This window comes from Mesorhizobium sp. ESP-6-2 (genome assembly GCF_020164675.1).
Classification (GTDB): Bacteria; Pseudomonadota; Alphaproteobacteria; order Rhizobiales; family Rhizobiaceae; genus Mesorhizobium.
In genome coordinates this window covers 40,860-63,840 of sequence record NZ_JAIUGT010000007.1, presented here as the reverse complement: position 1 = coordinate 63,840, position 22,981 = coordinate 40,860, and the positions used below count along the sequence as shown (strand labels likewise).

The 22,981-nt window shown below is 63.8% G+C and carries 23 protein-coding genes; 1 reads left to right on the top strand and 22 read right to left on the bottom strand.

Annotation, left to right across the window (positions count from 1 at the left end; all coding sequences use genetic code 11):
* Positions 1-45: 45 nt before the first annotated feature.
* The 11 genes from LB532_RS19030 to LB532_RS18980 form a co-directional block, all read right to left on the bottom strand.
* Entirely contained in the window at positions 46-795 is a 750-nt protein-coding gene (locus tag LB532_RS19030) for an SDR family NAD(P)-dependent oxidoreductase (protein ID WP_140639795.1), read from the bottom strand.
* 16 nt (positions 796-811) lie between these two features.
* The gene (locus LB532_RS19025) at positions 812-1,753 is read right to left on the bottom strand and encodes a 3-hydroxyacyl-CoA dehydrogenase (RefSeq protein ID WP_140639796.1); all 942 of its coding nucleotides are present in this window, start codon (positions 1,751-1,753) and stop codon (positions 812-814) included.
* Positions 1,750-2,625, bottom strand: a complete 876-nt coding sequence (locus LB532_RS19020) for an N-acyl homoserine lactonase family protein (RefSeq protein WP_140639797.1) — start codon at positions 2,623-2,625, stop codon at positions 1,750-1,752. Before LB532_RS19020 ends, LB532_RS19025 begins: the two co-directional genes overlap by 4 nt.
* The gene (locus LB532_RS19015) at positions 2,597-3,214 is read right to left on the bottom strand and encodes a hypothetical protein (RefSeq protein ID WP_140639798.1); all 618 of its coding nucleotides are present in this window, start codon (positions 3,212-3,214) and stop codon (positions 2,597-2,599) included. Before LB532_RS19015 ends, LB532_RS19020 begins: the two co-directional genes overlap by 29 nt.
* Complete coding sequence (locus LB532_RS19010) at positions 3,207-4,250, bottom strand: LacI family DNA-binding transcriptional regulator (protein WP_140639799.1); 1,044 nt, start codon at positions 4,248-4,250, stop codon at positions 3,207-3,209. Before LB532_RS19010 ends, LB532_RS19015 begins: the two co-directional genes overlap by 8 nt.
* A gap of 23 nt (positions 4,251-4,273) precedes the next feature.
* Positions 4,274-5,563 (bottom strand): histidinol dehydrogenase, encoded by a 1,290-nt coding sequence (gene hisD / locus LB532_RS19005; protein ID WP_140639800.1) that lies wholly within the window; start codon positions 5,561-5,563, stop codon positions 4,274-4,276.
* 65 nt (positions 5,564-5,628) lie between these two features.
* Positions 5,629-6,849 (bottom strand): sugar ABC transporter substrate-binding protein, encoded by a 1,221-nt coding sequence (locus LB532_RS19000; RefSeq protein WP_140549760.1) that lies wholly within the window; start codon positions 6,847-6,849, stop codon positions 5,629-5,631.
* 103 nt (positions 6,850-6,952) lie between these two features.
* Entirely contained in the window at positions 6,953-7,981 is a 1,029-nt protein-coding gene (locus LB532_RS18995; RefSeq protein WP_181169367.1) for an ABC transporter permease, read from the bottom strand.
* Positions 7,978-8,970 carry an ABC transporter permease gene (locus LB532_RS18990; protein WP_140639802.1) on the bottom strand — a complete coding sequence of 331 codons (993 nt, stop codon included), beginning with the start codon at positions 8,968-8,970 and terminating at the stop codon, positions 7,978-7,980. Before LB532_RS18990 ends, LB532_RS18995 begins: the two co-directional genes overlap by 4 nt.
* Positions 8,967-10,502: a sugar ABC transporter ATP-binding protein gene (locus LB532_RS18985; RefSeq protein ID WP_140639803.1), complete on the bottom strand. Its 1,536-nt coding sequence runs from the start codon at positions 10,500-10,502 to the stop codon at positions 8,967-8,969. The genes LB532_RS18990 and LB532_RS18985 overlap by 4 nt, the downstream gene beginning before the upstream one ends.
* Positions 10,503-10,601: 99 nt before the next feature.
* Complete coding sequence (locus LB532_RS18980; RefSeq protein WP_140639804.1) at positions 10,602-10,910, bottom strand: hypothetical protein; 309 nt, start codon at positions 10,908-10,910, stop codon at positions 10,602-10,604.
* A gap of 233 nt (positions 10,911-11,143) precedes the next feature.
* Here LB532_RS18980 and LB532_RS18975 point away from each other — a divergent pair, with 233 nt between their 5' ends.
* A complete protein-coding gene (locus LB532_RS18975; RefSeq protein WP_140639805.1) occupies positions 11,144-11,581 on the top strand; it encodes a GFA family protein in 438 nt (145 codons plus the stop codon).
* Positions 11,582-11,727: 146 nt separating this feature from the next.
* Here LB532_RS18975 and LB532_RS18970 read toward each other — a convergent pair whose 3' ends face one another.
* Genes LB532_RS18970 through LB532_RS18920 form a run of 11 tightly spaced genes read right to left on the bottom strand, consistent with a single transcriptional unit; the run spans position 11,728 to position 22,923 of the window.
* Positions 11,728-11,982, bottom strand: a complete 255-nt coding sequence (locus LB532_RS18970) for a cytochrome C oxidase subunit IV family protein (RefSeq protein WP_140522223.1) — start codon at positions 11,980-11,982, stop codon at positions 11,728-11,730.
* Between the two features lie 5 nt (positions 11,983-11,987).
* Positions 11,988-12,629, bottom strand: a complete 642-nt coding sequence (locus tag LB532_RS18965) for a cytochrome c oxidase subunit 3 (protein ID WP_140639806.1) — start codon at positions 12,627-12,629, stop codon at positions 11,988-11,990.
* Positions 12,626-14,269, bottom strand: a complete 1,644-nt coding sequence (gene ctaD, locus LB532_RS18960) for a cytochrome c oxidase subunit I (RefSeq protein WP_140639807.1) — start codon at positions 14,267-14,269, stop codon at positions 12,626-12,628. Before ctaD ends, LB532_RS18965 begins: the two co-directional genes overlap by 4 nt.
* Positions 14,266-15,225, bottom strand: coding sequence for a cytochrome c oxidase subunit II (coxB, locus tag LB532_RS18955; protein ID WP_181169368.1), 960 nt, complete (start codon positions 15,223-15,225; stop codon positions 14,266-14,268). Before coxB ends, ctaD begins: the two co-directional genes overlap by 4 nt.
* The gene (locus tag LB532_RS18950; protein ID WP_181169369.1) at positions 15,222-15,974 is read right to left on the bottom strand and encodes an SCO family protein; all 753 of its coding nucleotides are present in this window, start codon (positions 15,972-15,974) and stop codon (positions 15,222-15,224) included. Before LB532_RS18950 ends, coxB begins: the two co-directional genes overlap by 4 nt.
* Entirely contained in the window at positions 15,971-16,474 is a 504-nt protein-coding gene (locus tag LB532_RS18945) for a hypothetical protein (protein ID WP_140639809.1), read from the bottom strand. Before LB532_RS18945 ends, LB532_RS18950 begins: the two co-directional genes overlap by 4 nt.
* Complete coding sequence (locus LB532_RS18940) at positions 16,467-17,597, bottom strand: hypothetical protein (RefSeq protein ID WP_140639810.1); 1,131 nt, start codon at positions 17,595-17,597, stop codon at positions 16,467-16,469. The genes LB532_RS18945 and LB532_RS18940 overlap by 8 nt, the downstream gene beginning before the upstream one ends.
* Positions 17,594-18,130 (bottom strand): c-type cytochrome, encoded by a 537-nt coding sequence (locus LB532_RS18935; protein WP_140639811.1) that lies wholly within the window; start codon positions 18,128-18,130, stop codon positions 17,594-17,596. The genes LB532_RS18940 and LB532_RS18935 overlap by 4 nt, the downstream gene beginning before the upstream one ends.
* Positions 18,127-18,654, bottom strand: a complete 528-nt coding sequence (locus LB532_RS18930) for a DUF3341 domain-containing protein (RefSeq protein ID WP_140639812.1) — start codon at positions 18,652-18,654, stop codon at positions 18,127-18,129. Before LB532_RS18930 ends, LB532_RS18935 begins: the two co-directional genes overlap by 4 nt.
* Complete coding sequence (nrfD, locus tag LB532_RS18925) at positions 18,651-20,036, bottom strand: NrfD/PsrC family molybdoenzyme membrane anchor subunit (protein ID WP_140639813.1); 1,386 nt, start codon at positions 20,034-20,036, stop codon at positions 18,651-18,653. The genes LB532_RS18930 and nrfD overlap by 4 nt, the downstream gene beginning before the upstream one ends.
* Positions 20,029-22,923, bottom strand: coding sequence for a TAT-variant-translocated molybdopterin oxidoreductase (locus LB532_RS18920; RefSeq protein ID WP_210239881.1), 2,895 nt, complete (start codon positions 22,921-22,923; stop codon positions 20,029-20,031). Before LB532_RS18920 ends, nrfD begins: the two co-directional genes overlap by 8 nt.
* Between the last annotated feature and the right edge of the window lie 58 nt (positions 22,924-22,981).

Sequence of the window (22,981 nt, the reverse complement as noted above, 5' to 3'; positions counted from 1 at the left end):
TCATGGCGAAACGAGGTCCGTTCGATCTGATCCTGGTCCCGGGCTCTAGGCCAGGGGCCGACCGCCGTCGACCGGAATGATAACGCCGGTCACGAAACGAAGGTGAGTTGCGGCCGCCAAAACGGCCTCGGCGACATCGTCGGGCGTGCCCAGTCGCCCCAGCGGCGTCCGGTTTGCCTGTTCGTCCCGCCAGGATTCGTCACGGCCCTTGATGAAGTCGGTGTCGACGACGCCGGGCGAGACCGACACGACCCTGATTCTCGGGGCCAGGGCACGCGCCAGCGACTTGGTCAAATTGTCGACAGCGGCTTTCGACGCGCAATAGGCGACGTTGCTTCCCATGGCGGTGACCCCTGCGATCGATGAGATGTTGACAACAACCCCGCTGCCGGTGCGGTCGAGAAGCGGCCGCATGGCCCGCGTCGCAGCAATCACACCGCGCACGTTGACGCTGAAGATGCGGTCGATCAATTCGTCGTCCAGGCTGTCGAGGTCCGGGTGTGGCACGAAGCGGGTTGTCCCGGCGCAATTGACCAGGACATCCAGCCGGCCAACGCTTTTCTCGATCTGACCGGCAAGGCGCGCGAGGCAATCGCTGTCCGTCACGGTCGCCTCGGCGACAAAGTGACCGCCGGGCGCCAGTGACGAAACCAGATCGTCGGCTGCCTGCCGCGAACGGTTGTAGCCGATGGCAACCGAAGCCCCTTCCGCAGCAAGCCTGGATACGATCCGCGCGCCGATACCGCCGGTTGCTCCGGTGACCAGGGCGACCTTGCCCGTGAGTGTGCCTGTCATGGCCGTCTCCTGAGTGTCAAATCCCGGTGCGTCGCTTATGGGAGGCCAGCGCCATGAGATTGCGGTCGCGCCAGGCGCTGCGTTCGGCGAGTTGGGATGCTGACAACTTTTCGCGGCGCGCTTCCTCGGCCTTGGCAATCAGCCCTTCCGACCAGGGGGCCGGATCGCGCCTGGCGAGGGCGATCGAATGGTAGAGCGGTCCCAGACGTCTCGCGTAGTCTGCGATCCCGCCGGGCGCATTCAGATCGATCGTCTCGAAAGGCCCCATGAAGGACCACCGGTAGCCGAGCCCACGCGACACCGTAAGATCGATATCGGCGGCACTTGCCACGCCCTCCTCGAGCAGGGCCCAGGCTTCGTTCAGCAATGCCCCCTGGAGCCGGTTGAGGACGAACCCTTCGATTTCCTTGCGCACGATGACGGCCGCCTGCCCCACGGCCTCCATTTGCACCCGCAGCCACGCAACGGCCTCCGCGTCGGTCCAGGGCGCCGGGACCAGTTCCACCAACGGGATCAAATGCGGTGGATTGACGGGATGAGCGACAAGAAAACGCCGGCGGTTGGCACAGGACCCGGTGAAGGCCGAGGCGGGAATGCCGGAACTGGAGCTGCCTACGACCGCGTCGGGCCGCATCGCTCGGTCAATCTCCAGACAGACCGCCTCCTTGATGTCGCGCACTTCCAGCACCGACTCCTGGATGTAGTCGTGGTCCGCTACCGCGCCCTCCAGCGTATCGACAACGTTCAGCCGCCGCATGACTGCATCGACGGCATCTACCAGGCCGGCCTCTTGCATGTCGGCAAGACTAGCCCGGATCTTGTCGAGCACCGCGGCGCGGATCTCGACATTGCCGTCATAGATAGTCACATCATGGCCGGCCCGGGCGAAGACGATCGCCCAGCCACGGCCGACCAGTCCGGCACCGACAATGGCGACCTTGCGGATTGCATCCATCATTGCACCCGCGACGTCTCGCCGTCCGCGAGGCAAATTTCGGTGATCCGCAGGCCATCCTGAGTGATGCGGGATGGGAACCGGTCCTTCAACCGCTCTTCGTGGATGGGAATGACCCGCCGTGCCTCGTGGCCCACCTGCTTCATCATCTCCTCGGTGGCGAGAACGAGATTGGTCTGGCTGCCGACCGCAAGCCCCACCGGAACGTAGAGCGTCTCGATGTCGACGGCAGCTCCCGAACCCTCGATGTTGTCGAAGACGTAGACCAGATCGCCAGCCAGCACCCAAGTGTCGTCCTTGCCGTTGCGTATGGTGACCCACATCGATCCGTAAGTATGGCTGTCAAAGGCGGCATGGAGATCGATGTCGGGCAGGACGTCCTGTTTCGCTCCGTCGATCGTCACCAACCGCTTCTGACGGGCCAGGTCGACGCCGCGCACGATGTCGCCGGGGTCCACGGCGACGTTCATCCAGCGCATGCGATCCGGCAGCGACATCGCCCAGACCCACTTCGCGATCTCCCTCTCCTGGATGTAGAAGGTCGCATTCGGGAAGTCCTCGACATTGCCGAAATGGTCGAAATGCGCGTGCGTGACGAAAACCGTGTCGACGCTCTTTGGTGAGAGGCCGATTTCGCCAAGAACGGCCTCGGGCGAGTGCCAGTTCTCGACGCCAAATTTGTCGGCCAGATGCTTGCCGTAGTCCTTGTTGTTGTAGCCGACATCGACCATCGCGACGCGACCGTTGCCCTTGATCAGCGCGTAGCAGTAGGGAAGCTTGACGTAACCCTGGTTGTGGGCGCCGTAGAGCACGCCGCTCTTGTGGTAGTTGCTGACATAGCTGTACTCAAGCACCCAGATCGAATATTGGCCCATTGCTTCCTCCCTGTTGTCGCCAACGCTGCGCACAGCTGCAGCAGGCGTGATTGAAATCGACCGGCGTCATACCGGCCCGCGGTTCCGACGCCGCCTGCAGCCCGGCATAGGCGCGTTTGATCCTCTCCCCGGCCCGGTCGAGCCCCTGCTGCCAGTCGCGCCGCAGTCGGGCCGAACCGAAATCGTCCAGGACCTCGCCCAGCGTTGCATGAGCGGCCCGCAGACGCGCGCAATGGCTTTCGAGCGCGTGCGGCGCCTGCAAGGCGCCCAGCCGCTGCTCCACCTCCGTCCACCGTTCGCGGGCCGCCGGGATGTCAGGCAGGTCGAGCACGTCGCGGCGTCCGCCGGCCTGAGCCAGGACCAGCAGGCCTGCGAGTTGGCCGATCAGCCGGCGCAGGCCTTCGTAGACGGGGCGGGTTGCCACGACGTAGCGGACGATGGCTTCGTCGGCCAACGCGGCATCGTTGACGGCCGCGACGGGTTCCTCGCTTCCGGTGACAGAGACATGGGGCGCCGCGACGACCTCGCAGTCATAGCGGTGGACGCTTACCGCCCGCTCGAAGAAGCGCTTTCCGGAGATATCAGCCATGGTGCCTTTTTCGCGTCGTCGCGCGCTCGATCACCGCACCGGGCGGGATTAGTTGGACGATCGGCTCCCGGCCGGAATTCGTGCTCAATTCCTTCGCCAGGCTGACCGTGGCCTCGAGCATCTGGTCTATGGGCTGCCGGACGGTCGTCAGCCCGTGTGAGGGCCAGTGGGCCATCTCGATATCGTCGAAGCCGACGATCGAAATGTCGTCCGGCACGCCGAGGGCCAGCTCTCGCCGCACGCCGTCGAGAAAGCCGATGGCGAGAATATCGTTGGCGCAGAAAACACCGTCGGGAATCTCTCTCAGGTCACGCAGCTTGCGCGCCGCTTCGTAGCCGGCATGATAGCTGAACTGGCCTGCCTCGATAACCGTCGGCGCGGCGAGGCCGCGCTCGACGGCGCGTTCGCTGAAGCCCCTGTGGCGCGCGACATTGGTGGAGGCATCGGGCAAGGCGGCGATGTAGGCCAGGCGCCGGTGGCCGGTATCGACGAGATAGTCGGCGATGCTGCGGCCGCCGCGTATGTTGTCGCAGGAAATGCCGAACGCGTGGTCGTCGGCCGAGAGCCGGTTGAAAAAGATCACCGGAGTGCCGGCCCTACGGCATTCCTGCGCGGCCGCCGAAGACAAGGTGGCCGCCAGGATGATGGCGAGATCTGGCTGGTAGTTGAGCAGCAGGCGTAGCGCCTGGTCGACGTCTCCGGACTGGTCGGCGGCGACGAGCATCACATTCATGTCGATGGCGCGAAGGGCGGTGGTCAGCCGCGTCAGCACTTCCGGATAGAACGGGTTCTTGATGTCCGCGACGACGATACCCACGATACGCGTCTTCTTGGTGATGAGGCTGCGCGCGAAAGGGTTCGGCGAATAGCCGATCTCCCTCGCACGGTTGAGCACCAGGTCCCGCGTATCCTTGGCGATCACGGCATCGGCGTGAAAGGCCCTGGATACGGTCGAAACAGACATGCCGAGATCGCGCGCCAGATCCTTCACGGTCAGGCGGGGCTTGCTGTTCTTGTTGCGGGCGATGATCGACATGAAAACTCCGTTGGCGCGCTGGCTTAGGCCTGGTTGCGACCTCCATAGCGGCGGACCCGGATGTTCGCCTGCTCGGCATGCCCGTAGAATCCCTCGAGGACACACAGGCGCGAACAGTACTCGCCTATCATGGCGCTCGCTTCGTCGGTCAGGACGCGCTGATAGGTGCAGGTCTTGATGAACTTGCCAACCCACAAACCGCCTGTGTAGCGGGCCGCCTTCTTGGTCGGCAGCGTATGGTTGGTGCCGATGACCTTGTCGCCATAGGCAACATTCGTGCGCGGTCCCAAAAACAGAGCGCCGTAATTGCGCATGTTGTCGAGGAAGTAATCCGGATCGCGCGTCATGACCTGGACGTGCTCGGATGCGATCCGGTCGGCCTCCGCGACCATCTCCTCATAGGAAGCGCAGACAATGACTTCGCCATAATCCGCCCATGCCTTGGCGGCGATCTCGGCGGTCGGCAGGATCTTCAGCTGCCGCTCGATCTCGGCCAGGGTGTCGCGCGCGAGCTTCTCCGAGTTTGTCAAAAGCACGGCGGGACTGGTCGGACCATGCTCGGCCTGGCCGAGCAGATCGGTCGCGCAGATCTCGCCGTCGACACTGTCGTCGGCAATGACCAGCGTCTCGGTCGGGCCGGCGAACAGGTCGATGCCGATGCGGCCGTACAATTGCCGCTTGGCTTCAGCGACGAAGGCATTGCCGGGACCGACGAGCATGTCGACGCGCCCGATGGTTTCGGTTCCGAGCGCCATGGCGCCGACGGCCTGCACACCGCCCAGAACGTAGATCTCGTCCGCGCCGGCCATGTGCATCGCGGCCACGATAGCCGGATGCGGACCGCCCTGGAACGGCGGCGCGCAGGCGATGATCTTCTTCACCCCGGCGACCTTGGCCGTCACCACGCTCATATGCGCGGAGGCGACCATCGGGTATTTCCCGCCCGGCACGTAACAGCCGACCGTTTCCACGGGAATGTTCTTGTGGCCGAGGACAACGCCGGGAAGCGTTTCCACTTCGAGGTCCTTGAGGCAGGCGCGCTGCTTCTCGGCGAAATTGCGAACCTGGGCCTGGGCGAAGCGAATATCCTCGATATCGCTTGCCGACACCTTGGACATCGCCTGCTTGATCTCGCTGTCGCTGAGCCGGAAGCTTGGCGGCGACCATTTGTCGAAACGCTCCGACAACTCCCGGACAGCGGTATCGCCTCGCTTTTCTATGTCGGCAAGGATCGTCTCGACGGTCGTCCGGACGGCCGCATCGCTCTGGGCGACAGCTTCGGGATCCCTGCCCCGTTTCAGAAAAGTCGGCATATTCTCATCCTTATGTTGAGTCAGGTGGGCGGCAGGATGCCGTCCACCTGTTGCATTGCTGATCGTCAGGGTTTTACCGTCGGCTCGATCTTGGTGAGCTTGTATTCGTCGGCCGGAGCCTTGCACGACGAGCAGTTGATGCCGGGCGCATCGGGCGCCTGCTTCACGTCCGCGGGCAACGCCTGAATGGTCGCTCCTGGTGTTGGCTTGCCCTCGAGCGCCGACTGCAGCGACAGTTCCGGCAGCAAATCGGGATTGAAGACCTCGGTGACGAAGGAACTCGGAACTTTGTCGGACGGGAAAACATTGCATCCGTCGGCGAAGGTATCGCCCTTGCAAGGTTTGACTTGATCCGCTGGCACCCAAGGCAGCGGGTACTCGATGTTCATCGGCTTCAGGTCGCGCTTCTTGGTCAGGATCTCCATCATCAGCTTGAAGGCATAGCCTGACGTGGCAGGCGGCGAACCGGCGGATACACCCTTGAGACCCATGCCTTGCATCTTCGGGTCTGCCAGTCCGAGACGAAAACCGTCCGAGTTCTCGCCGGTCATCGGAACCAGTTTGTTGCCCTTGTCGAGCAGCGCTTGAACGGCGCCATATTCGCCTGCCTGAGCCCAGATGCCGTCGACGTCGGGATGCGCCGCGAGAGCCTTGGCTGTCTCCTGCTGTGTGGTGCGGTCATCCCAGTAGGAGTAGTATTCCGCGACGACCTTGATGCCGGGATACTGGTTGAAAATGTGCATCGCGCCGTCGGTGTGGCGCTTATCCACCGAGTTGCCCGGGACGCCACGGCTCAGGAAGATCTTGCCCTTGCCTCCCAGGATATTGACCAAGGCCTGGGCGGTGTTCTCGCCGAAGCCTGCGGTGATATAGCTGACATTGTAGGCGCAGGGCTCGGTCACCGTGGCGTCGTACATGAAGAAGAGCACGCCCTTCTGGCAGCCGCGATGGACCGTGCGGTTCAGCGCCGTCGACGAGATCGGGAAGCTGATGATGCCGTCGGCGCCAGCCTGTATCATGCTTTCATAGGCCGAGATCTGAGCCTGGGGGTCGGTTCCCGAGATGACTTCCTTCAGCTCCACCGTCTTGTCGTAGGGCGGTGTCTGCGCCAACGCCTTGACGATGTTCGCAGCCTCCGACTGCCACGAATTGCCGCTGTAGCTCAGCGACAGATATATCTTGAACTTCTTGTCCTGCGCTTGGGCATGGTCGACAACCGTCCCAACGCCCATGGCGGTGGCAAGCGTCAGCGACGCGGCCAGTCCCAGTCTTTTTAACAGCCTCATTTCGATCAACCTCCCGTTGGAATTTGGCCCTTGCAGGTGCCGGACCAGAGCTTGTGAGAACGTTCTCACAATTGGACAAAACGCATTTCACGCACAGGCATGGTCACTTCCTCCGCGTCAGCATTCGATTTCCGAGATCGGCCAGGAATTCGCCGCGCAGCACCAGCAGGGCGGCGACAATGATTGCGCCCTCTATGACGGTGCGCCATCCTTCGTTGAGGCCGATGGCGGAGATAACGGTGCCAAGCGTCGTCAGAAGAATTGCGCCGCCGACCGTCCCGATGAAAGTTCCGCTGCCGCCGAGGATCGAGGAGCCGCCGACCACGACGGCAGCGATGGAAGGTAGCATGTAGCTGTCGCCCATCCTCAGCGTCGCCCCGTTCGAATAGCCCACCAGCATCATGCCGACGAACCCTGCGCAGGTGGCACTGATCGCGTAGGGGACGAGCTCGAGCCGATTGACAGCGATGCCGGCGATGAGGGCGGCGTTCCTGTTGGTGCCAAGGGCGTAGAGCCGGCGGCCGAGCGCAGTGAAGTTCTGCAAGAACCAGCCGAACAGGATGAAAGCGACGGTGAAATAGATGACCAGCGGCACGCCGAGGAACCATTCCTTCATCAGCCACAGCAAGACGGACGGGGAGCCGCCGCGCGGCGTCCCGCTGGTATAGCCCAGCGCCACCGACGCCACGACGATCGAGGTCGCCATGGTCATGATGAAGGGAGGAACCTTCAGCCAGACAATTCCCAGTCCGCTGATCGTGCCGACCAGCGCGCAAATGGCCAGGATGGCCGGCAGCAGGTACCAGATGCCGGCGTCGCCGCTACCAATCCAGGTCGTCGTCAACACGCCGCCGAGCGTGATGAGGGCGGGGACCGATAGGTCGAGCCCGCCGATCAGGATGACGAGCCCTTGCCCGAACGACAAGACGATCAAGAAGGACGCGAGGATAAGAACCGTCAGCACCTGATCCCAGGAACCCAGCGCCTGACTGATGAAGCGCGAGCACACCACAAGCACGATACTCAGCCCAAACACCACAAGCGTATTGACCACCTCCCGGTCGAGCCTTTGCCTGCCGCGCCGGTCGGAATTGGCCTCGAAACGCGTTGCAACGTCCTTATGCGCGTTCACCGGATCTCTTCCTTCTTGAGCAGGCGCGCCACGGCGCTGCCGAACACAATCGCAAGCACCAGCACGAAACCTTGGAATATGCCGGTGTAGAAGGACGAGACCCCACCCGAGAAAAGCACCTTCTGCAAAAGCATCAGCGTACCGGCGCCCAGGATCGAACCAACGAGGCTGCCCCGGCCGCCGCTCAACGGCGTGCCGCCGAGCGCCACCGCGGCAAAGGTGAGCATCAGGAATGGCGTGCCGGCTGTCGGATTTCCTGTCGCCGTCTGGGCGCTCAGCATGAAGCCGGCGACGCCGTAGAGGATGCCGGCGCCGACAAAGGCCGTGATGCGTACCCCTGCGACGGGCACGCCGGAGAAACGAGCCGACTGCTCATCGGCGCCGATCGCATAGAGGCCGATCCCGGTATTGGTCCGCCGGAAGGCAAGCCAAAGCGCGATGGCGGCAACCAGAAACAGCCCGGCGATCGGGATGACACCGAACAGGGTGTCGGTCAGCGTGTAGGTGACGAAGTCGGCAACCATACCGCCAGGCGCGTCCAGGATAACCAGCGCAAGTCCCTGGCAGACGATCATCGTGCCGAGCGTCGCCGCGATGGTCTGCAGTCCAAGCCTGGCCACGAGAATGCCGTTGATTGCGCCGACGGCACCGCCGATCGCACAGCACATCAGGAGGCTGGCCAGCGCACCGCCAGGACCATCGAACGGATAGACCGCCATCAGCACATTGGTCAGCGAGACGACGCCTGCGACGGACAAGTCGAAGCCGCGGCTGATGACGACCAGCGTCTCGCCCGCTGCCGCGAGCGCCAATGGCGTCGAGTTGTTGACGAGGTCGGTGAAGGTGTAGACCGAAAGCGCATCCGGTTGCCAGAACGCGTAGAGCGCATAAAGCAGGACATAGATCATCGCCACGATGCCGGTGCCGCTGATGACAGCCCTCCATAACGCGGAGCGGCGGGGCGCGGGATTTGCCTGGACCGCGGTCATGCGGCCACTCCATTCACCGCGCCCGCAGCGTGGCCGATCAGCGCGCCGACGATAGTCGGCTCATCGATGGCATCGCCTTGATATTCGGCGAAGACGCGGCCGCCATAGAGCACCATGCAGCGATGCGCGAGATGGACGAGTTCCGGCAGTTCGGACGAGTAAAAGAGCACCGAGCCGCCATCGGCGGCGAACTTCCGGATAGCCTCGTAGATCGACTGCTTGGTTCCGACATCGACTCCACGCGTCGGATCGAAAAGCAGTAGAGTGCGCGCACCCGTCATCATGACGCGCGCCAGGAGCGCCTTCTGCTGGTTGCCACCGGAAAGCTCGTCGATCTTGAACTGCAGATAGCGCTCCTGCAGTTCGACCGCCTCAGCGGTTTTTTTCGCAATGCGACGCTCGCTGGCCGGCCAGACGACGCCACCCTGCGCGACACGCGAAATGATAGGCAACACCATGTTGCTGGCGGTGCTGAGGCCGGCGAAAATCCCTTCCGACTTGCGGTCCTCCGGCAGGTAGGCAAGGCCGTTGCCGAAATGGAGCGCGGCGCCCGGGCTGGGAATCTGGGCGGGCACGCCGTCGATCTCGATACCGCCGCTTTTCGCCTTGGAGAGGCCGATCATCGTCCTGAACAGGTCGCGTTGACCCTGCCCCTCGAGCGCGGCGATGCCGACGATCTCACCTCGCCTGACATCAAACGACACGTCGCGCAAAATGCCGCCGGAGAGGCCCCGAACGCTGAGCGCGACGGGCGCGGTGTCGGCGACCAAAGGCTGCGAGGCGGTCGTCTCACGCGCGCTGCGGCCGACCATCATCTCGAAAATGTTCTCGTCCGAAGCGCCGGACAACTCGACGGTGCCGATGCTGCGGCCATTGCGCAGGATGGTGGCCCGCGAACACAGGGTGCGCACCTCGCCGAGGCGGTGGGAAATGTAGAGGATGGCCGTCTGCAGGTTCTTCTGCCGGCGCACGAGCTCAAACAGCCATTCGACGTCCGCCAGCGCGGCTGTCGGCTCATCGAGGATCAGCAGCTTCGAGGCATGGGTGAAGGCGCGCACGATCTCAAGCCGCTGACGATCCGAAAGCGAAAGCACGCCGACGGGCGTGTCGGGATCGAAGTGGGAGAGAGCGTAGTCGTTAAGAACCTTGCCAGCTGATGCCGTTGCGGTGCGGCGCGACACGAGACCTAGCTTGCCCTTCGGCATTTTCGGCAGCACGAGATTCTCGGCGATGCTGAGATTCGGCAGCAGGCTGAGTTCCTGAAAGGCCGTCGCCACGCCCTGCGCCCGCGCATCGACGATGCCATGCGGCGCATAAGGCTTGCCGAAGATCGACATGGATCCCCCGTCAGGCGTCACGACGCCGCTGAGGATTTTCACGAGCGTCGATTTGCCGGCGCCGTTCTCGCCCAACAGCGCATGGACTTCGCCTGGCCGCAGATCAATGGAGACGGAATCGAGTGCGACTGTCGGTCCGTAGGATTTTGCAATGTTCGCGATGCGAACAGCCAGCCGGATCTCGTCGGTACCCATACCTCCTCCCAAAAGGTAGTCCGCCGCAGCGGTGAGAACGTTCTCTGAGAACGTTCTCACTAATCCACAAGCACCGCCGGCTTGTCAATTGTGAATCGTTCATTCCTTGTCGAACGCACCGGGCTCCCGGCCTCCGGGCGGCACTTGGCCGTCTTTGGAGTGCTCAGAAGTGGCTGAGCCGGCGCCTTTTCTGGGCGGCAGGTCTGGGGTCGCCCGCCGGGATGGATTCTGCCCCTCGGACTGATGCGTTTTCTCGTTCACCTCGCCTGAAGGGCGCGTCAGACCTTGCCCGGACGCCGGCGGCTTGTTGCCTGCGGCGTCCTGGGAGAATGAATCGGCGGGATCGCCGTCGCCCCTGGCCGGATATTTGGTGGCACCAGTCTCGCGGCGATTTTCGCTTCCAGTCATGGCCCGGTCCTCCTTTGGCATAGTCATAACCTGGTTCCGACCGGCAGGTTCCAGCGGCTAAGCCGGAAGCAGATTTGAATCCGCCGCCGCTCCTCATGGCCGGAAACCAATTTGGCGGCGCTGCGTTGACCCCGCAGGATCAGATCCCCCCAACAGCTTCGGAGAAAACCCATGCTCGACCGCAGCGGAAGCGCCGTCCTGACGACCGACAGTCTCTGACAACGGGCAGCAACATGGCTCGCATCGAGCGCGGACATTGTTTCTGCGGTGCCGTCACGGCGGTGATGGAAGGAGAGCCCTTCTGGACCTGCTTCGACCATGACGACGATTGCCGGCGGGCGATCGGCGGACCTATGACCATCTGGATCGGCTATCGTCCGCACCAGGTCGAGCTGACCACCGGGAAGCCGAAGACCTTTTCGAAGACGAAGGGGGTCGTCCGCTCCTTCTGCGCCGATTGCGGTACCTCGATCTTCTATGCCGACGAAGGCCTGCGTGACGAACTCTATGTCTCGATCGGCTTCATGGACGCGCCGGAGCGGTTTCCGCCACAGGCACAGGCCTATTGGGATATGCGCCTGCCATTCATCGAAATGGCCGACGGCTTGCCCCGCGTCGATGGCTACACGAGGCGCCGCGATCCAGCCCTGGGCAATCCGCGCGAACGTTGATGGCTCCTCGAGCACTCCAGGAAACTGTGTAACGGCTTTCCCGGGAAAGGCGCGCAACGCCTTCCCGGGGGAAGGCGCAAAAACAACGAGATAGGGCGGTTCGGCGTTTCTACCAAACACAGAACCGCTCAACTACAAGGCCCAGGCTATTGCCCGATCAGCGTCAGGCCGAAGAGAATGGCCAGCCACAGGCCCACCGCCGCGACCGCAAGCCTGGGGAGGATGCCCTCGCCCGCCAGATGCATGAACAGCAGCGCGATCACCACTGTCTTGGCGGCCGCCGCGGCAAGGTTGATCGCGGAATTGAACCCGCCGAGGTCAACAAACGAAGAGCCGACGGTAAGCGCCAGCAAGGCGAGCAGCGCGAGATAGGCGAATGTGAGCTTGGCGAGGTCGCTCATCGTCGTCAGGCCCGGTTGATCAGATAGAGGACCGGGAACAGGAACACCCAGACGATGTCGACGAAATGCCAGTAGAGTCCGATCGCCTGCACGCGGCGCGCCCGGCGGGCCTGCCCGGTCCCCGGCCAGAGCAACAGCATGCCGGCAATCACTGTGATGCCGCCTATCAGATGCAGCGCGTGCAGCGATGTCATGGCGAAATAGAGCGCGAAGAAGAATTCGGCATGGGCGGGATCTGGGCCTTCGAACCGGAACGGCGCGCCGAGCACCGGCGCCAGGCCCTCGCTGAATTCCTTGCCGTATTCGACGGCCTTGATCACCAGGAAGATGCAGCCTAGCAGGCTCGTGGACATCAAGGCCCAGAAGGCCGGCCGCCAACGCCGGGCAGCCGTGAACATATGGGCAAGCGCCATCGCGAAGCTGCTGGTGATTAGAACCGCCGTATTCAGCGTGCCGAGCGGCAATGACAGATGTTGCGACGCCGCTGCAAATGCCGCGCCATAGCTCAATCGGGCGTAGAGGAACACCAGCACGATCGCGCCGAACAGCATCGCCTCGGAGCCGATGAAAATCCACATGCCGAACGCATCGGCCGCCTTCTCGCGGGCCCGTGTGTCGAAGGCAATGCTTTCGGTCGGCCCGCTCATGACGCTTCGTCCCTGTGCGGGCTGAACGTCTCGTGCCTCAGTCCTTTCATGGCATAGTCATAGGCCGGCCGCCTGACCACGGGCATGGCGTCGAAATTATGCGCGGGCGGCGGCGAAGCCGTCTGCCATTCAAGGCCGGTAGCGCCCCACGGGTTGGCCGGCGCCCGCGCGCCGCGAAACAGCGACCAGCCGAGATAGAGCAGCGGCATAAGATAGCCGACGGCCAGAACGACCGCGCCGGCCGAGGACAATACGTGCCAGAACTGAAACTCCGGCGGATAGGTGTGATAGCGCCGCGGCATGCCGAGAAAACCGAGCACGAATTGCGGAAAGAAAGTCAGGTTGAAGCCGAGGAAGGTCACGGTCGCGGCGATACGGCCCCAGGTTTCGGAATAGACGCGGCCGGTGATCTTCGGCCACCAGAAATGCAACCCCGCCATGTAGGCCGTCACCATGCCGCCGACCATGATGTAATGGAAATGCGCCACGACGAAATAGGTGTCATGAACGTGGACGTCGACGGCGAGGGCGGCCAGGAACAGGCCGGCCAGCCCCCCGAATGTGAACAGCGCCAGGAAAAACAGCGCATAAAGCATGGGCGTCTCGAAAGTGATCTCGCCCTTGCGCAGCGTCAGGGTCCAGTTGAACACTTTTATCGCCGAGGGGATCGCGACGCAGAACGACAGGAACGAGAACACGATGCCGGCGTAGGCCGACTGGCCTGATACGAACATATGGTGACCCCAGACCAGGAAGCCGAACACGGCAATCGCCATCGAAGACATCGCCACCGCCTTGTAGCCGAACAGCGGGCGCTTGCTGAAGCAGGGCAGCACTTCGGAAACAACGCCCATGCCGGGCAGGATCATGATGTAGACCGCGGGGTGCGAGTAGAACCAGAACAGATGCTGGAACAGCAGCGGGTCGCCGCCCAGAGCGGGATTGAAGATGCCGATACCGAAGGCACGCTCCAGCACGATCAGGATCAGCGAGGCGGCCAGCACCGGCGTCGCCAGCACCATGACCAGCGCGGTGGCATACATCGTCCAGACGAAGATCGGCAGCCTGAACCAGGTCAGCTCCGGGGCCCGCAGCGTGTGGACGGTGACGATGAAATTGATGCCGGTCATGATCGTCGAGAAACCGACGATGAAGACGCCCAGCGCGGCCATCGAAACGAAGCCGTTGGCATAGAGCGTCGAGAGCGGCGTGTAGAAGGTCCAACCCGTGTCGACGCCGCCGGCGAGCACCGCGGCCAGGGCAAAGGCGCTGCCGAAGATGAACACGTACCAGCTGGCGAGATTAAGCCGCGGAAAAGCGAGATCGCGCGCGCCGATCATCAGCGGCAGCAGGAAATTGCCGAGCGTCGCGGGGATCGACGGCACCAGGAAGAACCACACCATGATGATGCCATGCAGGGAAAACAGCCTGTTATAGACATCGTCCGACACCAGATCGCCCGCAGGCGACGCGAGTTCGATCCGCATCATCACGGCGAAGGCGCCGCCAAGAAAGAAGAATGCCGTCAGCGACATCAGGTAGAGCCAGGCGACGCGCTTGTGGTCGGTGGTCAAGAGCCAGGCGGCAGGTCCGGCCTCCCCATGCAGATAGCTCGAAGGCGCCAAGGCTTGCCTGCTCATTGGGTCGCCCCGCTTTCCCTGGTTGCCCGCGGCGACAGGGATTTGAGATACGCCAGCAGCATCTGCAGCTCCTGCTCGTCGACAAAGCCGTCGAAACTCGGCATCACGGGCTCATAGCCGGCGGCGATCTCCTTCTTCGGATTGAGGATGGAATCGCGCAGATAGCGTTCGTCGGCAATGACGGTCTGTTGATTGTCCAGGGCTACCGGCCGTCCGAAGACCCCAGCCAGATCCGGCGCCCTCACCTTGCTGGAATTGCCATGGCAGCCGGAGCAGCCGAGCGCGCGGAAGAGTTTTTCGCCGTCGGCCGCAAGCGTTTCACCCTGGCCCTGGTTGCCCAGCCACGCCGCATATTCTTGCGGCGGCATCACGGTCACCCAGCCGCCCATCTCCGAATGCTGGGTGCCGCAATATTGCGCACAGAACAAATGATACCGTCCGGGCTCGCTGGCGATGAACCAGACATGCGTGGTGCGCCCCGGGACCGCGTCCTGCTTGACCCGGAAGGCAGGTACGAAGAATGAATGGATCACGTCCTGCGATGCCAGCGACACGATCACCGCCGTGCCGACCGGCACATGCAGTTCGTTGATCTCACGCTGGCCGCCAGGATGACGGAACTCCCACATCCATTGCTTGCCAAGGCCGGCGATCTCGAGCGCGTCAAGCGGCGGATGCTCGCGGCGCAGGAACAGCACGGCTCCCCATCCGAAGATGGTGAAAGCGATCAGCAGGCTGGCGACTGCCCAGGTCACCTCGAGCGGCGTGCTGCGCGCACGCTCTCCCGTTCGCTCCACCTTGGAGCCGGCGCGATATTTGATGGCGTAGAAAACGACCAGGCTGGTCAGGAAGACACCCAGCGCGACGGTGAAGGCAAGCAGCACGTAGAACAGGGCGTCGACACTGCTGGCGATCGAGGAGGCCTGCGGCGGCGTAAAGGGGATGCCGAACGTCAAATCGGCCTCCTTCGCGAAAGGACGAGGATGGTGACGCCAAGGCCAAGCAGCGTCGCCATGCCCGTCACCTTCACAACGGCCCAGATCGCTGGCGTGTACTGGCCCTTTGACGCATCGAAGCCGGCACACAGCAGAAAGACGTGATCGGCGATGGAGCCAAGCCGCCCGGCCGACGCATCGACCAAGGCAAGCCTGAGATCGCGCGGCTCGAAACTCAGCGCCGGAAGTACTTGCGCGATACGCCCTTGCGGCGTCAGCGCGATGACCGCGATCGGGTGGACATATTGCGAGATCCGGCCGCGCCGGTCGAATGTGATGCCGGCCTCCGCAGCAAGGGCCGCGCCGGCGCCATCCTCGCTGGTCAGGAAGCGCCACGCGGACAACCCTGCCGGACCGGCGGACCGCCCGACCTCGGTTTGGATGGAGGCCGCATCCGCGACAGTCTCGGAAGCATCTATCGAGACGAAGAGAGCATGGTAGGTCGCAGGATCGAGGCCGGTCTTGTTCAGATCCGAGGCAACCGCCTGCTGGGTCACGCCGCAGAGGTTGGGGCATTTGTCGTAACCGAAAATGAGCAGCGCCGGCCGCCCGCCGAGAATGCCGGAAAGCGTCTGCCGTGCGCCCGAAGCCTCGCGGAAGACTGTGTCGAGGCTGAGCTGCGCGCCGATCTGCGGTTCGAAAACCGGCCGCGCGCACGCGCTGGCGGTCATTGCAGCCAGGAGCACGAGCGGCAGGACCAAACGCCTCATGGCCTCGTCTCCATGGCCGGTGCAGCCTGGCGCTGCTGCGGCGCCGTGGCGTTTGGCTGCGCGGCGCCCGCACTGGCGCGACAAATGCCGGCCTGCGGCGCGCGCGGGACCTGGCCTTCGAGCAAGGCGCAGTCCTCATCGGCCGCAGCGGGCGTTCCCGCCCAATCCGGCAGCCCCTGCGCGGCGACCAGCTTCATGGCGTCGTCGATCGGAATGCGCGCGATGCCGCCATTGCGGTCGACCCAGGCAAGGATGCCGAGTTCACGGTCTTCCCGCTGACGGAACGCGGCAAGATCGGCCCCGGGAAAATCCTGCAAGGCGGAACCTGCGGCGCTGCCGTTCATCTGCGCGCCCGCAAGTGGCCAGAACGGGGCCGTATCGAAAATCAGTCTCAGCCCAAGCGCGGCGAGCGCCAGGAAGACAAGCAGGCCGAGGCCAATGAGCACAAGCGCCCTCGGCCAGACATCGCGTGTCTCGGGATGACGCACGACCTTAGCCACGGGCCAGCCTCCCGCGCCAGAAGACGATGCGATCCGGCCTGGTCCATATATAGACGAAGCACCCGCACCAGATGCCGCCCGCGCCGACCATTGCCGCGAGATCCGGCCACGACACTCCTGCACCGAGGGCGGACAAAGCCGGCCGGACGCGCCAGGCGACATCGGCGAAATGTCCGGCCAGCAGGAGCGCGCCGAGCCCTATCAGGCCAACGCGGCTGCGTTTGACGGAGCGGTTCAGGAAACCTGCGAAGGGCAAGGCAAATTGCAGCGCGATCAGCAGCCAAAGCAGATACTGCCAGCCATTTCGCCCACGGATGACATACCAATGGATTTCGTGGGGCAGGTCGCCGCCCCAGACGACTAGCCACTGCATGAATGCCAGATAGGCCCAGATGAGCATGAAGCCGAACATCATGTTGGCGAGGTCTTCGCCGAGCGCCACGTCCTCCTCGCCACCCGGCGCCGACTCGATCGCGCGGCCCGCCGAAAGCACCGCCAGCGCCAGCCCGCACACGCCGACGACCTCGGCCGCCGCTTCGAGCATCGCATAGATGGTGGAGTAAAAATCCGGCTCTATCGACATCATCCAGTCGATAGCAAACACCGTCACGGCAAAGCCGTGCGCGACGAGCCCGATGGCGTAGCCGCCGCCGGTCCTGCTTGCAGCCGAACCGGGCGCCGTCCAGCCAAGTACAAGCCAGGCCAGCACCAGCCAGACGAGAGCACAGGCGGTGAAACGAACGACGAAGAATGGTACGTTGAGATAGGTCAGCTTCTGGCGCACCGCTTCCGTCAGCGCCGGGTCGGCTCCTGCCCAGGGAAAGACCAGATCGGGCCGCGCAAGCACCGGCAGCATCAACAGCAGCGCGACAGGCAAGGTCGCGACGGCGGCCCGCAGCGGCGGCCGCAACGCGTCGCCCCAGCGCCCGCCGGTCAGCCCGTGCACCATGAGCAGGGTCATTGCGCCGAGCGGCAATCCCAGCAGGAACACCGCCATCATCAGCCAGCCGGCCAGTGTCGCGCGCGGGGCGACGAACAGCCCGACCGCGCACAGACAGAGCCCTGCGGCGGCGGCTGCGAGCAGCACGACGAGGTGGCCGTCGGGCCGGGCGGCGCGCTTCATCGTGCCGCATCCGCATCGAGTTTCGCGCGAAGAGATTCGGGCAGCGTGCCGGCCGCAGCATGACGCGAATATTGCAGCGCCCGAATATAGGCCACGATCGCCCAGCGGTCCCGCGGCTCGACACGCGCGGCATAGGAATACATCGCACCGTAGCCCTCGGTGATGACGTCGTAGAAATGCCGGTCCGGCGCCTTGCGCAGCGCATCTTGATGATAGGTCGGCGGCGGCGGGAAACCACGCGTGACCACCATCCCGTGCCCGTCGCCGGTGCGGCCATGGCAGGGAGAGCAGAATATATCGAAGCGTTGCTGCCCACGCTGAAGCAGCGCCATGGTGATCGGGTATGGGAATCTGTCCGGCGTCGCCGCCAGGTCGGCGTCGCGCGTCACCGTGCCTTCGACCGGTGTCCTTGCCGACATACCGTCGGCGAACTCTCTGCTGTTTTCGAGCGGATCGTAGCGAGGCTGGTCGGCCATGTCCTGCTTGCAGGCGCCGAGGAGCAGGCAAATCGGCAAAAGCAGCCGCGGGTTCATGTCGCCACCTCCTCGACCGTCTCGGCGCCAAGCCGTGTCAGCTGCCCCTTGGTGACGCCCTTGCGATATTTCGGGTCGGTGGCTTCGATCAGCAGGTAGAACTTGCCGCCGCGCGCGTAGGTAAAGCTCTCCGCGTTGAAGACGGGATGATAGTATTGCGGCAGCCGGTTTGCGGCCAGCATGCCGAGGAAGCCGGCAAACACGCTGGCCAGGATCGCGGCTTCGAAGGCGATGACCGTGAACGGCGGCCAGGAATGCAGCGGCCGGCCGCCGACATTGACCGGATAGTCGATCTCGACGGAATAAAGGATCAAGGCATAGACCAGCACGCCGCCGGCGACGCCACCCGCCAGCATGACCCATGGCAGCCGTGTCTGTCGCATGCCCAATATGTCTGTCAGGCCGTGCACCTCGAACGGCGAGAACGCATCCATATGCCGGTAGCCCTTATCGCGCATCGTTTGCGCCGCGCTGGTCAGCGCATCCGGATCGGCGAAAGCCGCGATGACGCCATGGACGCTCATGCCGCGCCGCCTTTCTGCTCGGCCAGTTCCTCGGCCAGTTCCTCGACCTCGAAGATGGTTATCGCCGGCAGGATGCGGATGAACAGGAAGACCAGCGCGAAGAAGGTGCCGATCGATCCGAACAGGATGCCGAAATCGAGCCAGGTCAGCGACTGCTCGCCCCAGGACGACGGCAGGTAGTCGCGGCTCGGGCCGGTCACCACGATGATGTAGCGTTCGAGCCACATGCCGATGTTGATGACCAGAGCGATCGAAAACAGCAGCGGCATATTGGACCGCACACGGCGAAACCAAAGCAGTTGCAGCACCGCGCAATTGCAGAAGAGCATGGTCCAGAACAGCAGCGCATAAGGGCCGACGGCGCGCTGGACCATCATCGCGCGCTCGTAAGGCTCACCCGAATACCAGGAAAAGAACGCTTCCGACGCATAGCCGTAGATGACGACCATGCCGGCCGCGATCATCAGTTTGGCGGCGTTGTCCATGTGGCGCGGCGTGATCAGGTCCTCCACAGCGAATGCCCAGCGCAAGGGAATGGCTATGGTCAGCACCATGGCGAAGCCGGAGAGAAGCGCGCCGGCGACGAAATAGGGCGGGAAGATCGTCGAATGGAAACCCGGCGTGATGGCGAAGGTGAAATCGAGGGCGACGATCGAATGCACCGAGACGACCAGCGGTGTCGCCAGCGCCGCCATCAGGAAATAGACCGTCCGATAGCGCGCCCAATGATAGGCCGAGCCGCGCCAGCCAAGCGAAAGGACGCCGTAGAAGAGTTGCGCCGGCCGCGACGTCGCCCGGTCGCGCAGCACGCCCAGATCGGGCAACAGGCCCATGTACCAGAACAGCAGCGAGACGGTGGCGTAAGTGGAGATCGCGGCGAAGTCCCAGACCAGCGGACTGCGCCATTGCGGCCAATGCATGTGGGTGTTGGGCAGGGGCAGAAGCCAGTAGAAGAACCACGGCCGGCCGAGATGCAGGATCGGATAGAGGCCCGCCATCGCCACGGCAAACAGCGTCATCGCTTCGGCGAAGCGGTTGATCGAGGCGCGCCAGGGCTGGCGCAGCAGCAGCAGCACCGCCGAGATCAGCGTGCCGGCATGGCCAATGCCGATCCACCACACGAAGCTTGAGATCATCGTGCCCCAGACGACGGGGATGTTGACCCCGTAGGCACCGACGCCGACCGAGATCAGGTAGGTGATCGAGTAGAGAAACAGCAGCATGAAAGCAAAGCAGACGAAGAATGCCGCCCAGAAGAAGCGCGGCAGCTTTCCTTGCAGCACGATCGCGCTGATGCGGCCGCTGATCTCTGGAAAATCGTGACGCCCGCGCAGCACAGGTGTCACGCCTTTGCTCGTCCTGCGGGCGGCCACGTCAGCCATCGCCGCCCTCCGAGCCGGATGTCACGGCGAGCCGGTCGTTAGGGTTGCTGACCTTGCCCAGATAGGTGGTTCGCGGCCTTGTGTTCAGTTCTTCCAGCAGCGCGTAATTGTGTGGCGAGGCCTTTTCCTGGACGACCTGCGAATCCTTCCTGTTGAGATCGCCGAAGGTGATGGCTTGTGTCGGGCACGCCTGCTGGCAGGCGGTGACGATTTCACCGTCCTCGATCTCCCGGTTCTCGATCTGGGCGCGGATCCGTTTTTGCGAAATGCGCTGTACGCAGTAGCTGCATTTTTCCATGACGCCGCGCGAACGGACGGTGACATCCGGATTGTGGACGGCCTGCTCCGGTCCTGCCTCGTCCTTGTCGAATTCCTGGTATTCCAGGAAATTGAAGCGCCGCACCTTATAGGGACAGTTCTGCGAACAGTAGCGCGTGCCGATGCAGCGATTGTAGACCTGCGCGTTCAGCCCGTCATGAGTATGGATGGTCGCATTGACCGGACAGACGACCTCGCACGGCGCCTTCTCGCAATGCATGCATGGCACCGGCTGGAAGAAGGTGTCCGGATCGTCGATCCCGCCTGCATAGTAGCGGTCGATGCGCAGCCAGTGCATTTCGTGGCCGAGTGCCGCCTCGTCCGGCCCCACCGTCGCGATGTTGTTCTCGGCCTGGCAGGCCGAAACGCAGGCCATGCAGCCGATGCAGGCCGACAGGTCTATCGACATGCCCCAGGCTTCCTGGTCGTAGCTCCAGTCGGGGTAGAGCGATTCCACCGGCGCTGGGGGCGCGTGGTCGCGCACGAAATGGGGATTTGCCCTGAACGCATCGAGGGAAGCATGGCGGATGATCGCCCTGCCCTCCATCGCTTGATGATGCTGGGTCGTGACCACACGCGCCGAACCGCCGCGCGGGCTCAGGACGACATCGTCGGCAAACCATGCCGCATCGCTGGTCCGGATCGCGAAGGCATCGTAGCCGCTCGCGAGTGCCGCCACCGAGCCGGCCTTGCGTCCAAAACCGAGCGACAGCGTCACCGTGTCGTCAGGCTGCCCCGGCGTGATCCAGACCGGTGCGTCGAGATCTTTGCCACCTCGTGCCAAATTCACCACCTGCCCGCTTTCGAGCCCCAGACGCTGCGCGGTGGCTGGGGAGATCAGCGCCGCATTGCCCCAGACAAGCTTGGTGAGCGGGCGCGGCAGTTCCTGAAGCCACGATGAATTGGCGTGGCGGCCATCGCGAAGCCAGGGATCGGCGACGAAGCGAAGCTCCAGCCCGTTCGCGACGGGGGCATACGGTGCGAAGCCGCCACTATCGGCCGGCACTGATACGGCGACGCGAGCAGCAGCACTGTTTTCCACGACACCGTCACGCAGCGCCTTGCGCCAGGCCGCCTCGTCCATGGCCGTCCACGTCCGGCGCACCAGTGCCTCCGCATTGACGCCGAATTCACCGCCCAGCGCGGCAAGCAACTGATGCAGGCTCTTGCCACCGAACAGAGGCTCTATGAGCGGCTGCACGATCGAGACCGTACCGTCATAGGCCCGGATATCGCTCCAGCTCTCCAACTCATGCGCGGCCGGCATATGCCATTGAGCCAGAAACGCGGTCTCATCGCGATAGAGCCCCCAATGAACAAGAAGCTTCAGGCTCGAAAAAGTTTTCCGCGCATCGATATCCGATGGCGCCGTGTGCAAGGGATTGGCGCCGAGCACGACGGCCTTGTCGACCGAACCGTCCATGATGGCCCGGCAGAGCGCGGCAAGATCGCCATCCACCGGCATGGCATCAGGCGGCTCGATCAATTGCAGCGTGTTGCCAAGGGCGCCAAGCCTGGCATTCATCGCGAGGGCCAAGGCATGCACGGACGGTGCCTGGTGCGCTCCGGCCACCACAAGCGCATTGCGGCCGATAGCGCGCAGATCGTCGACAAGCGCGTTTATCCATTCCGGATCGAGCGGCGACAAGCCGGCCGCGGCATTGTCGCCATCGAGGGCGGCCTTGATCGCCGCCGCAACGCTTGCGACGGCGCTTGGCCTGACGGCACGGCGATGGTCGGCGGCAGCACCCGTGATGGTGGGAGTCGTCTCGACGACATAGAGGCGGCTCATCGTGTCCGTCGATTTGCGCACCCGCCGCCGCTGCGCGAAATCACGAGCATAGGCCAGGCGCCCGGGGCCATCGCCCAGGAAATCGGCATCCAGGCTGACGATCACATCGGCGCGGTCGAAACGGTAGATCGCCGTCAACGACCTGCCGAACAATGTGCCCGTTGCCTGTTCACCGGAATTGGCCGCAAGCGGATCGTGGCGGAAGACACGAAGTCTGGGATAGCGCGCCCTCAGCGCCGCGATCTGCGCCTTCGTCGTCGGCGATGTCGTCGCCTCGAGCAGCAATGCCAGCCCTTGCCCACCTGAAGCGAGGAATCCTCCAGCCAGTTCGGCGATATCTTTCAGGAACTCGTCGTAACTCGCCGGCTCGCCCTTCCTGAGCGGCGTGCGAGATCGCTCGGGATCGAACAGCGACAACACCGCCGCCTGCATGACGGCATCTGTGGCGCCGCGCGACGCCGGATGATCGGGGTTGCCCTCGACCTTTGTCGGCCGGCCCTCATGGCTCTCGATCACGGCACCGATGCCGTAGCCGTCGCTGGAGAGGGTTGTCGCGTAATAGAGCGGCCGGCCGGGGATGATGTTCTCCGGCTGGCGGACATAAGGCACGATGCTCTCGGCCTCGCTGCAGGCGGTCAGCCCGGCCAGCGACAGCGATGCGCCCATCAGTTTCAAGACCGTGCGTCGGTCGAAGCCAGGCTGAAGGCGATCGGCCATCGCGGGGAATTCGGCCTCCACAAAGCGCTGGAATTCCGCCGTGTCAGCCAGTTCGTCCATGCTTCGCCATGGCTCCCGCCCCACCGCGGCGAGCCGCAATGCCTCAAGATCGAAAGCC